This is a genomic window from Mucilaginibacter sp. KACC 22063 (genome assembly GCF_028736115.1).
Lineage (GTDB): Bacteria > Bacteroidota > Bacteroidia > Sphingobacteriales > Sphingobacteriaceae > Mucilaginibacter.
The window spans coordinates 3,230,252-3,242,063 of sequence record NZ_CP117877.1 but is presented as its reverse complement, the minus strand read 5'-3'; the positions used below and the strand labels follow the sequence as shown (position 1 = coordinate 3,242,063).

General features: G+C 42.0%; 8 protein-coding genes. 4 read left to right on the top strand and 4 right to left on the bottom strand.

Annotated elements, in window-relative coordinates; translation table 11 throughout:
- Nucleotides 1–145 precede the first annotated feature (145 nt).
- Nucleotides 146–2,140, top strand: a complete 1,995-nt coding sequence (locus PQ461_RS13915; RefSeq protein ID WP_274206130.1) for a thioredoxin domain-containing protein — start codon at nt 146–148, stop codon at nt 2,138–2,140.
- Between the two features lie 34 nt (nt 2,141–2,174).
- Nucleotides 2,175–2,672: an FKBP-type peptidyl-prolyl cis-trans isomerase gene (locus PQ461_RS13910; protein WP_274206129.1), complete on the top strand. Its 498-nt coding sequence runs from the start codon at nt 2,175–2,177 to the stop codon at nt 2,670–2,672.
- Nucleotides 2,673–2,711: 39 nt separating this feature from the next.
- Here the strand turns inward: PQ461_RS13910 and PQ461_RS13905 are convergent, their stop codons facing one another.
- Together PQ461_RS13905 and PQ461_RS13900 are read right to left on the bottom strand one after the other, a co-directional pair.
- On the bottom strand, nt 2,712–3,398 hold the full coding sequence (locus PQ461_RS13905) for a toxin-antitoxin system YwqK family antitoxin (RefSeq protein WP_274206128.1): 687 nt from the start codon (nt 3,396–3,398) through the stop codon (nt 2,712–2,714).
- Between the two features lie 19 nt (nt 3,399–3,417).
- Nucleotides 3,418–3,834: a PH domain-containing protein gene (locus PQ461_RS13900; RefSeq protein WP_274206127.1), complete on the bottom strand. Its 417-nt coding sequence runs from the start codon at nt 3,832–3,834 to the stop codon at nt 3,418–3,420.
- Nucleotides 3,835–3,877: 43 nt separating this feature from the next.
- Between PQ461_RS13900 and PQ461_RS13895 the strand changes: the two genes are divergently transcribed.
- Both PQ461_RS13895 and PQ461_RS13890 read left to right on the top strand, forming a co-directional pair.
- Entirely contained in the window at nt 3,878–4,444 is a 567-nt protein-coding gene (locus tag PQ461_RS13895; RefSeq protein WP_274206126.1) for an acyl-CoA thioesterase, read from the top strand.
- Nucleotides 4,445–4,596: 152 nt separating this feature from the next.
- Nucleotides 4,597–5,658, top strand: a complete 1,062-nt coding sequence (locus PQ461_RS13890; protein WP_274206125.1) for a fatty acid desaturase — start codon at nt 4,597–4,599, stop codon at nt 5,656–5,658.
- Nucleotides 5,659–5,768: 110 nt separating this feature from the next.
- Here PQ461_RS13890 and treY read toward each other — a convergent pair whose 3' ends face one another.
- Nucleotides 5,769–9,968 carry a malto-oligosyltrehalose synthase gene (treY, locus tag PQ461_RS13885; RefSeq protein WP_274206124.1) on the bottom strand — a complete coding sequence of 1,400 codons (4,200 nt, stop codon included), beginning with the start codon at nt 9,966–9,968 and terminating at the stop codon, nt 5,769–5,771.
- An 11-nt stretch (nt 9,969–9,979) separates the two neighbouring features.
- Nucleotides 9,980–11,812, bottom strand: a complete 1,833-nt coding sequence (gene treZ, locus PQ461_RS13880; RefSeq protein WP_274206123.1) for a malto-oligosyltrehalose trehalohydrolase — start codon at nt 11,810–11,812, stop codon at nt 9,980–9,982.

Genomic DNA, 11,812 nt, shown 5'->3' with positions numbered 1-11,812 from the left:
GGTTGGCAAAATTAAGGTTTTTAGTCCGTAAGTAGGTAAGTGCATCAAACATTAGCACAATCAAATACCCGTTTAACTTGTTGTAAAATTTAATCCGTTAGGTAATAAATATAATTAATCCGAAATTGCACCCATAATATACTATATGAATCGTCTGTCAACATCTGCTTCGCCATATCTTTTGCAACATGCCAACAATCCGGTCGACTGGTATCCGTGGGGGCCTGAAGCTTTTCAAAAAGCACGGGATGAAAATAAGCTGATCATTGTAAGTATTGGCTATTCTGCGTGCCATTGGTGCCATGTTATGGAGCACGAAAGCTTTGAGGATGAGCAGGTAGCAGAAGTGATGAATGACAATTTTGTTTGCATTAAAGTAGACAGGGAAGAACGGCCGGATATCGACCAGATATACATGAGCGCCGTGCAATTAATGACAGGACGTGGCGGATGGCCTTTAAATTGTATCTGCCTGCCAGATCAAAGGCCTGTTTACGGTGGAACTTACTTTCAAAAAAAGGATTGGATCAGCCTGCTGTTAAACCTGTCTGAATTTTACAGGGAGAAACTGGCTGATGCAGAAGATTATGCCGTGCGTTTAACGGAAGGCATACAACAATATGAGTCGGTTGATTTTGTAACCGAACAGCCGCAGTACAGTAAGAACGATTTACAGGTGATTGTTGACAACTGGCGCAAAAGCTTCGACATGGCCGAGGGGGGAACAGGCCGTGCGCCTAAATTCCCTATGCCTAATAACTGGCAGTTTTTAATGCGTTACAGCTATTTGATGAAGGATGAGGGTGTTGCAGATGTTGTAAAAATCACTTTGCACAAAATGGCTTTCGGTGGTATTTATGATCATGTTGGCGGCGGCTTTGCGCGTTATTCGGTTGATCATAAGTGGCACGTTCCGCATTTTGAAAAAATGTTGTATGACAATGCTCAGTTAATAAGCCTTTATGCCGAAGCTTTTACATGGCAGCCCAATGAATTATACAAACAGGTGGTTAATGAAACCATTGCCTTTGTTGAAAGTGAGCTGACATCGCCCGAAGGCGGTTTTTACTCCGCATTAGATGCCGACAGCGAAGGTGTGGAAGGTAAGTTTTACACTTTTACCAAGCAGGACATACAACAAATACTTGGTGACGAGGCAGACCTTTTTTGTATTTACTACAACATTACTGATAATGGAAACTGGGAAGAAGAGGAAACCAATGTACTGTTCAGGAAAGAGACTGATGCCGAACTGGCGCCGAAATTAGGCGTGGGGATTGAGCAACTGACTGAAAAAATAGGCGAACTGAAAGCAAAAGTTTTAGAAGCTCGCAGTACGCGCGTAAGACCGGGACTGGACTTTAAGATCATCGCCTCATGGAATGGATTAATGTTAAAGGGGCTTTGCGATGCATACCGCGCCTTTGGCAATGAAGACCATAAAACACTGGCATTAAAAAATGCACAATTTATCCTGCTTAACAAGATCAACGAAGGTAAGCTGACACGGATTTACCAGTCGCAAAGTAACATTGCTTTTTTGGATGATTATGCCAATATAATTGATGCTTTTATCGCCCTGTATGAAATTACTTTTAATATCATCTGGCTTAACCATGCAAAAACATTGACTGATGCAGCCATTGCAGAATACTACGATGAAGCCGAAGGTATGTTCTTTTACACCGCTGCTACTGATGAACAATTGATTGCACGTAAATGCGAAATTATGGATGGTGTTATACCGGCATCAAACTCGGTAATGGCACGTAACCTTAAAAAGCTGAGCCTGCTTTTTGATGATAGCAAATACGAAGAAATTTCTGCACAGCTTTTACGTAACCTGATGCCTTATATGGCCAAATATGGCTCGGTATATTCAAACTGGGCAATGCTGCTGCTTGAAGAGGTATTTGGCATTAACGAAATTGCCATAACCGGCGAAAATGCAGAGGATATGCGCCGCGAACTGGAATGCCATTACATTCCTAACAAAATAATGTTAGGAGGTATACAGGAGAACTTAGCCTTACTACAAAACAGAGTTAGTGATAGTACACGTATTTTTATCTGTAAAAATAAAGCCTGTGGCCTGCCGGCATACAATGTTACCGAGGCTTTAAAACAAATTAGCGCTTAAATACTTATTCTATTTATTATAAAAATAAACATAAATGAAAATCCAGCCGCAACACGTGGTGTCGTTAACTTACAACCTGTATGTTGACCAAGATGGCACCGAAAACCTGGTAGAAAAAACCACAGAAGAGCAACCATTAACTTTCTTATATGGTGCAGGGCAAATGCTGCCACGTTTTGAAGAAAATTTATCGACACTATCAACTGGTGATAACTTTGATTTTAAACTTGCAGCAGGCGATGCTTACGGTGAGTATGATGATGAAGCTGTAGCTAACCTGCCAAGAGAAATGTTCCAGGGAGCTGATATTCCGGAGATAGGCAGCATTTTGCCTTTACAAGACAACCAGGGCAACCGTTTTCAGGGCCAGGTAGTTTCTGTAGCTGAAGACTCTGTTATTGTAGATCTTAACCATCCTATGGCAGGTCAGGAATTGCATTTTACAGGTACTATTTTAAATGTACGCCCAGCAACACCTGAAGAGCAGGCACACGGCCACGCGCACGGCCCGGACGGGCATCACGACCACTAATAAAACAAAAGGCTCCGTCTAGTTACGGAGCCTTTTGTTTTACCATTCAATATCAATCTTCCCATTGTTTTGTAAAACGCAGCGGATAATGATCTGGCAGGTTACCGGGTTATCATTCAACGTTGCCGGTATAAACGTTTTATCTTCTTCACTTAACAAGTCGAGGTTGATGTGATATTTCTGATCAAAGCCCATCGCCTGTAAATGTACGGCATAATCGGCGAGGCGGCCGCCGGGGCTAACCAGTAACTCTACTACAGCCAGTACCGGGCCATAGCCGGTATTTTGCACATCATTAGGCAGCTTAAACAGCTTCAGATAGTTTACGTATCCATAATACCTGTCGCCAATGCGGATGGGCTTAGTCACCTTATCGCCCTCTTTAAGTGTATAATCAACCAGGTAACGGCAAAAGGAGGTAGTGTCCTCTATTCCCTCATAAATAAGTTCTTTGGTAGTGTAATTATATCGTTGCAGCAGGCTGTTATCAGGCGTATAAAAACTCCAGACACCCACTTTCGCATTATTTTGATACCGGCCTACAGCTATAGGCTGTTTTTTATCTAAAAATGCCTGATAAGGTCCTTCGCGGGTAACCTTGTCAGATTTTAATACAGTCACTTGTTCTGTTACGCGATTGGTTATTCTGTTTTTTTGAACAACAGTTTCCTGCGCCGAAGCACATAAGGGGAGAATGAATATTAAAGAATAAAGTAGATATTTCACAGGGCTTAAATTTAGCACGTTAATCTTCAATAACAACTGAAGGGTTAATTTGCTTAAGCGCAGCGCAAAAATCTTCGCGGTTATCAGGCGAAAGAACAATGCTGTCAAACTTATTGTAAAAAATCTCTATTCTGTCCATTGATAATGCAGGTGCGCTTAAAATGCTATCGGTTCGCTTTATTCTTTTAATGGTAGTGATGTCAATGGTTCTGTTAATAATTAGCCCACATCTTACCTTCAATACATTATCTGTAATTGTATAATTGGTGTTGAATAGCATAGGTAGGATAATGAGACCTGCCGAAACCGAAATTACTACAATGGGCATTACATCACCGTGTAAGGCAGATATAATTATAAAGGCGATAAACACTAACAGGATGGGTGCCCATAGGCCGTATGATATTTTAGAGGTATAACGTTGATAGGTTGGCATAAATTAAATATAGGCATTATTCATAAAGGTTTTAAATTTGTTTATGCAATCAACCACTGACTTTAAACCGGTAAGGCTTTCACAGGCTACCCTTACCGAGCTGATGATCCCATCTTACGCCAATTTTGGCGGAAAGATACACGGCGGTATCCTATTGTCACTAATGGATAAAATAGCTTATGTGTGTGCAGCAAAACATGCCAATAACTATTGTGTAACAGCTTCTATAGATGGAGTTGATTTTATGGAGCCTGTAGAGGTGGGGGAACTGGTGTCTTTACAGGCATCTGTTAATTATGTAGGTAATACATCATTAGTGGTAGGTATAAGAGTAACGTCTGAAAACGTTAAAACAAATGTGATTAAACACACCAACACCAGCTATTTTACAATGGTGGCCAAAGACGAAAGCAATCAACCTGCAAAAGTACCGGGCTTATTATTGGAAACCAGTGAGCAAGTGCGCAGGTTTATTGAGGCTAAGTTCAGAAAGGATTTAAAGCAGAGTTACAAGAAAAGCGCTGAGGATATTAAAGTACCCGAAGACCCTTCAGCATTGGTAGAACTGCTTAAAGGCGAGCGCTGCCATTTCGAAAAAGAGGCTTTTTAATATTAAACTATATATTTTTATACCAAAATGATTATTGGTACGTTTACTTAATATTATCATTTAGGTTTTGATCGTATTTTGGAATTTAATTGTTTATCTTTCCAAAGGTTACTCCCTTAATTAATCGCTATTAATCAATTAAATCCAAATAAATGTCGTTTTTAGACACCGTTTTAGAAGCCCCGGCCTACGGCTGGAAGGATGCCAATGGCCTGTTGGTAAAGCCTACTTCGGGCCAGATCGTAAAAGAATTTTTAAACAGGCTTAATGTGTTCAGCAACAAAAAGAACTGGCTTCCATTTTTCAGCTGGTTTACCGTTCTTATGCTTGTTCCGTTTTTCCTGTTATTTATTTTTAAGTACATGTCATTAACTACGGCTATCGCTGCCTTTCTTTACGGCATGATAGTAATGGGCACACATGGTACTATCTGGCACCACAGGTATTGTACCCATAATGCGTACCAGTTTAAAAATAAGTTTTGGCGGTTTGTTACCCGCAACCTTACACTGCGTATCATACCTGAAGAAATATATGTAGTATCACACCACGTGCATCATGCTAAATCAGACCAGCCGGGCGATCCTTACAATGCACAAGGCGGTTTCTTATATTGCTTTCTGGCAGACGTAAATCACCAGCCCATATCACGTACATTATGTGAAAACGGTTACAGCAAATGTGTTAACCTGATGAAACATACAGGCGTAGGTGTAAACTCTTATGAGCAGTATCAAAAATGGGGTTCACTGGCAAGGCCGTTCTATACTATAGCAGGTGTATTGCTTAACTGGGCTTTCTGGTATACCGTATTTTATCTGATTGGTGGCCATGCCATTGCATGTTCGTTATTTGCTGCTGCTGGTATCTGGGCAGTAGGTGTGCGTACCTTTAATTATGAAGGACACGGAAAGGGTGAAGACAAGCGCCGTGAAGGTGTTGACTATAATCGTGATGATATGTCAGTTAATCAATTATGGCCGGGCATTGTAGCAGGCGAGTGGCATAATAACCACCACTTATATCCTAAAAGTGCACGTTCGGGCTTTAAGCCGCATCAGGTAGATATGGCCTGGTATTATATTAAATTTATGCATACCATTGGTGCTGTAAAAAGCTACAACGACTCTAAGAAGCAATTTTATAAAGACTATATTAAGCTACAGGAAATCAAGGAAGTAGTGCCTGTAAAAGTTCTTGTTGAACAGGCATAGTCGTTTTTGATATCAATCTTATAAAGGCGCGGTGTTAGTCATACTATACCGCGCCTTTATCGTATTACAGCATCATGCTTGCAGCATTATTGCTCCTGATATTCTTACGATTATTGCCTGTTATACATTTTTACCAGCCGCAGCAAGTCTGCGGCTGTGTCCGGTTCTACCAGTTTGGGAAGCATTCGCCATTGCCAGTTATTACCTTGCTGCGATGGATTGTTCATTCGAGAGCGTTCGTCAAGTGCCAAAACATCCTGCATAGGTAAAATGGCAACCTTAGCAGTTGAAGCATAAGCCATCCTCATTAATATCTCGCCTATATTTTTTTGCTTAGGTGCAATGCCGGTGTATTGGCCGATCTGCTTGATGATATCTGTATTGACATCCTGATTAAACCAACCGATGGTTGTGTTATTGTCATGTGTACCGGTGTAAACGAAAAAGTTAGGCTGGTAGTTATGCGGAATATAAAGCGATTGCGGCATGGTATCACCAAAAGCAAATTGCAGAACCTTCATTCCGGGTAAGGCAAACTCATCGCGTAGCGTAAAAACAGGTTCATCAATATCGCCGAGGTCTTCGGCAACAAAAGGTAAGTTACCAAGTGCCTGTTTAACTGCATTGAAGAAATCACCGGCTGGGCCTTGTACCCATTTTCCGTTACGTGCAGTTGTTTCACCTGCAGGCACCTGCCAAAATGCGGAAAATGCACGGAAATGATCTAATCTCAACAGATCAAACAGTTCCATATTTTTTTGCAAACGGCTGATCCACCACTGGTAACCATTTTGCTTTAATATATCCCAACGGTAAACCGGCATTCCCCAGAGCTGGCCATCTTCGCTAAAATAATCTGGTGGTACCCCGGCAATGCCCGTCATGTTTCCTTGTCTGTCAAGCGCAAAGTATTGCTGGTTAGCCCACACGTCCGACGAATCATAGCTTACATAAAATGGCAGGTCGCCGAAAAGTTGGATGTTAAGCGTATGGCAATAATTTTTAAGCTGATGCCATTGCCTGAAAAACATAAACTGCAGCCATTTGAAATAGTTAATTTCTTTAGCGTAAAGTTTTTCGGCGCGTACAATTGCGTTGGCATTACGGCTTTTTAAATCTTTGGGCCATTGGTACCAGGGTTGCTCATTGTTAGCATGCTTTATTGCGCTATATAGGGCGTAATCATTCAGCCAAAAGGCTTCTTTTTCACAAAAAGCCTGGAAATTTTTATTTAAAGACTGAAACTTTCCCGATTTGAAATTTTGCCAGGCCTTAGCAAAAATTGCTTTCTTGTTTTCTTCAGCCTTTGTATAATCTACTTTATCAGTAACGGGAAGATGATACGCACTGAGTTCAGCTTCGGTAAGTAAGCCATCCTTAGCCAGTAATATCGGGCTTATCAATAAAGCATTTCCTGCCATGCTGCAACCTGAGCTGTAAGGGGAGTATTGCTGATCAGCACCTGTGGGATTTAAGGGTAGCAGCTGCCAATACTTTTGACCGGCAGTGCTTAAAAAGTTTGCAAATGTTTTTGCAGCAGGACCAACGTCGCCGATGCCAAACGCAGAAGGAAGCGAAGTAATATGCATCAGTATGCCAGAACCACGATCATTCTCTGGTTGCTCAAACATCAACAATGCCAGTGGCATTATCTCAAAAGCAGTGTTTACATCAATGCTTTCATTTTTAATACTGCCTGATTTTTGGGTTAACAGGTTTTGCCAATTATCAGGCGTTTCTGCCGGTAATATGATACGTGTGTCTTTCCAATCTATATTGATGGTGCTGATCTGTTCGCTTGTTATAGCAGCGGTATATAGCGGAGCAGCCACTATCAGCCATTGGTTTTTATACCGGCGAGCGAAAGCAATTACATTTTCTTTGTAAGCGCCTTTTATTTTCAACGGGATATATTCTCCGTTTGCAAACAGGTCGCTTTCCTGATCCCTGATCTTAAATAGTTGATGGGTAAGCCATAGCTTGATATGCCCGTCATACCGGTTTTCCCAAAGTTGAAGAAACTTTTCTTCGACATCAGCAGGCAATTGCTTACTTAAAAGCTGATTCCTAAGCTCATAATCTACCGGGCGGCGGTTATCCGGATCAACCATACTCAAATCCCAAAGTTCGCATCCCTGGTAAACATCAGGCACACCCGGACAGGTAAATTTAAGCAGTACCTGTGAGAGTGAATTGATGATACCATGATCTGCAATGGCGGGAAACAGGTTGTTAAACGACTGCCAGAAACTACCCTGCTGATCCAGTAACTTATTAGCGAAATTTAGAGTTGCCTGCTCGTAATCTTCATTAGGATCTGCCCAGTCTGAATTGGTTTTACCCTCACGCAAGGCTTTGGTGAGGTATTCGCCCAGCCGATTAGCAAAATCATCCTCGGGTTGACCGGGCATAGGATAGGCACCCAGTATGGTTTGATAAATAAAATAGCGGTCGCCGGGTGTTGGCGCATTTGCCCCCTGTGCCAATTGTTCCCACTCTTTTACAGCATCCAGCCAAAGTTCCGGAACGGCAGTCAACACATTTAACCGTGTACGTACATCTTCCCCGCGTTTGGTATCATGTGTGGAGGTACCGTTTAAAGCGAGCGGCCAAAGTTTCTGGCGCTGTTTCATCAGTTTATGAAAAGCCTTAGTATCCATACCAAAAGCATCAGGCGCGTCTCCAACCTCATTATGAGCCACAAAACGATTGTAGGTATACATTAAAGTATCCTCAACGCCTTTCGCCATTAACGGTCCCGAGAATTGCATCAGCCGTTGGTAAAAGCGCAGTATCTTATCGTTAAGCTTGCCGTTGCCTTCTTTTGGCTTTTCGAGCAGTAACGTCGCTAATGCATCAATCGCGGGTTTTAGCTCTTTGTGCTCCTTGATTACGGCAGTAAATATTTTTTCCAGCGCATCTGCTTCCTCTTTTACAAGCGGTAAGCTATTGCCATAAAAACGGTAAACCGGACAATGGATCAATACCTGGGCAATGGCGTTTTTAAAAATATTCTTGCCGATACCTTTTAATTCGCTATTCCCTGCAAGTTTAAGTTTAAACAGGTAATTGGTCAGGTTTTCCAACTCGCCCTGCATGTGCGTAAAAAGGATGTAAGCCTTCTTTTGCAATATCTGATCATACACCGGCATGGTGTCGCCTGTCAGCCTATTATAAAATGCAGTGAATTTCTTTTCTGACGATGAATCTGTAAGCAGGTTATTTAACTGTGCAAGGAAATCATAACCTGTAGTTCCCTGTATAGGCCAGCGGGAGGGAAGTTCTTCCCCTTGTTCCAATATCTTTTCGGCTACAATGTAGGTTTCATCTCCTGCCAGTTGACGAAGGTTTTGTAAATACTTTTCAGGATCATACAAGCCATCAATATGATCTATCCGCAGCCCCTGAAAGGTCCCGTCAGAAACCAGCTTTTTAATAAAGCTATGGTATTTAGTAAAGACCGCTTCATCCTGAATGTTAATACACATTAAAGTGTTAACCGTAAAAAAACGGCGGTAATTAATATTGGTATCTGTTTCCTGCCAGCTGCACAAACGGTAATATTGTAAACCGGCAAGTTCAGTTAAAAGCTCCTGGTTCTGATTTGCAGCTGCTATTGCTTCGTTTACAGCAGCAACCATTTCGGTATTTTTAGCCTGCGTATTCAGCCAGTTTTGCCAGTTAGTGCTTAAGCTTGCGGTATCTGTCGAACGCTGTAATTTATTAAGCGCCTTAACACCTTTTTGCACTGTTTCTGAAGCTAATCCATTTGAAAGCAGTTTTGAATAAGATTGAATATTCAGCGGCCAATAGTTGTCGTAATATTTAAATACAAGGCGTTTATTTTCATAAGCAAGTTGTAACTCATTATCTTTAATAACTTCATCCAGCGGTTTGCCGAGCGATGGCATCATAATTCGTACATCATTGTATAAATCGTTGGTTAAGCCTGTATCAAAAAAACTGGCGAATGCAGATTGTTTACCTTTTTCCAATACATCATTAAGCCATGCATTGTCAGCATGTACACCCATATGGTTGGGCACAATGTCCTGAAGCCAGCCGATATCCGCTTCTTTCAACTTTTTATTGATGACACTTAATTGGCGGTCGTTGCCAATTTCAGGATTGATCTGGGTAGGGTCGATACCATCATAACCATGTGTACTGCCGGGTACTGATTTAAAAACAGGCGATGCATATATGGTTTTTACGCCAAATTTTTGCAGATAACTGATGATCTGCTCAAAATCATTAAACGTAAATTCTTTATGAAATTGGAGGCGATAAGTAGCAACAGGGTTGTACATGTAAACCGTTATTATTTTAATGCGTAAATAATTGCCGACTGCGGTTGTAACTGAACCTTTTGTCCGCTTGTTAAGGTCATTGGTGCATCGGCAGGGCCGTTCCATTCTGGCGAGGCTGAATCTAAAACCTTATTCCAAGGGCGTTCAGAAACCGGCATGTTAGTTTCCTGTACCTCATCAGAAAAATTCATGATAGTGGTGAGGAAATCATTTTGGTACCAACGGCTGATTTTTAGTATCTGCTTTTGTTCGTCCACCTTAACCGTCATTTGATTACGATGCAGGAATTTTAATGCCGGCATGTATTTACGCAGATAGATTAATTTTTTGTAAAAGGCAAGCATAACAGCGTGTGGTTCATCTGTAAGCAGATCCCATTGTAACTTCGATTGATTGAAGGTTTCTTCTGCCATAGGGTCTGGCGCTTCGCCTTCTGCATGGAACGCCGCAAATTCTGCTTTGCGGCCTTTGCGTACAGCTTCGGCCAGTTCTGGGTCAGTATGGCTTACAAAGTATAAGAAAGGGTTAGGCTCGCCCCATTCTTCGCCCATAAACAACATAGGTATATATGGAGACGCGAATACGGCCACAGCCATCAGTTTCTGCATTTCAAAGGTGAATAACTGGCTGCTGCGTTCGCCCAGCATGCGGTTACCTACCTGGTCATGGTTTTGTGAAAATACAATAAACTGTTTGCCCGGGTGCCCGGTAGCAGGTATACCAAAATGCTTTTTACGGTGAGCAGAATACTGCCCGTCATATACATAAGCATCTTGATAGGCTTTAGCCAGATCTTTTATGCCATTAAAGTCTTCGTAGTAACCAGTGCGATCGCCGCCTGCAGTGATACGCAAAGCATGGTGAAACTCATCAACCCATTGCGAGTCCATGCCAAATGCATAATTGTTGTTCTGATCTATGTAGCGGGTATCGTTTAAGTCACACTCGATAATCAGATTGTATTTACGGCCGGTCTGCTTCATCAGCGCATCAACGTTCTCGCGTATTTCAGCCAAAATATGTTTCGGGCTGAAATCTTTGATCGCATGAACAGCATCCATACGCAAGGCATCGATATGAAAATCCCTGAACCACATCAATACATTCTCAATGTAATATTGCCTTACCGCATCGCACCAGGCATCATCAAAATTAATGGCGTTGCCCCAGGGCGTATTGTATTTATCTGTAAAGTAATTGCCAAAGGCATCAAAATAGTTTCCTTCAGGGCCTAAGTGGTTGTAGACAACATCAAGGACAACTGCAATACCTTTCTTGTGGCAGCTATCAACCAGTTGCTGTAAACCTTTTGGTCCGCCGTAACTGTTCTGTACTGCATAAGGAAAAACACCATCGTATCCCCAGTTGCGATCTCCGGGAAACTGTGCAACCGGCATAATTTCAATTGCATTGATGCCGAGGTTTTTCAAGTAATCAAGTTTGGCAATGATGCCATCAAAATTACCTTCGGTACTGAAAGTACCTGCATGTAATTCATAGATGATGTAATCCTCAAGTTCAGGATTATGCCACGACTGATCGCTCCATTTAAAAGCGTTTAAGTCGACCACCTGCGAGTGTCCGTGAACGCCTTCCGGCTGACTTAACGAGGCAGGTTCGGGTAAGAACTTTTCATCGTCCAATACAATGCGGTAAAGGTCGCCGTCTTTCAGCTTATCCGTTTGTAAACACCAATAGCCGTAATCCTGCTGTTGCATGGGGATATCTATACGCCCGTTACAGATACGCAGCTTTACATCTTTTGCTTTTGGTGCCCAGATAAGGGCATCAACACCACCACCTGCATTTACATTAACACCAACTGTACGCCTCTTTATCTCCAT

Excerpts from the sequence above, each read along its gene's own strand:
- PQ461_RS13915 (WP_274206130.1), top strand. The coding sequence starts at position 146 with ATGAATCGTCTGTCAACATCTGCTTCGCCATATCTTTTGCAACATGCC.
- PQ461_RS13910 (WP_274206129.1), top strand. The coding sequence starts at position 2,175 with ATGAAAATCCAGCCGCAACACGTGGTGTCGTTAACTTACAACCTGTAT.
- PQ461_RS13900 (WP_274206127.1), bottom strand. The coding sequence starts at position 3,834 with ATGCCAACCTATCAACGTTATACCTCTAAAATATCATACGGCCTATGG.
- PQ461_RS13895 (WP_274206126.1), top strand. The coding sequence starts at position 3,878 with ATGCAATCAACCACTGACTTTAAACCGGTAAGGCTTTCACAGGCTACC.
- PQ461_RS13890 (WP_274206125.1), top strand. The coding sequence starts at position 4,597 with ATGTCGTTTTTAGACACCGTTTTAGAAGCCCCGGCCTACGGCTGGAAG.
- treY (WP_274206124.1), bottom strand. The coding sequence starts at position 9,968 with ATGTACAACCCTGTTGCTACTTATCGCCTCCAATTTCATAAAGAATTT.
- treZ (WP_274206123.1), bottom strand. The coding sequence starts at position 11,812 with ATGGAGATAAAGAGGCGTACAGTTGGTGTTAATGTAAATGCAGGTGGT.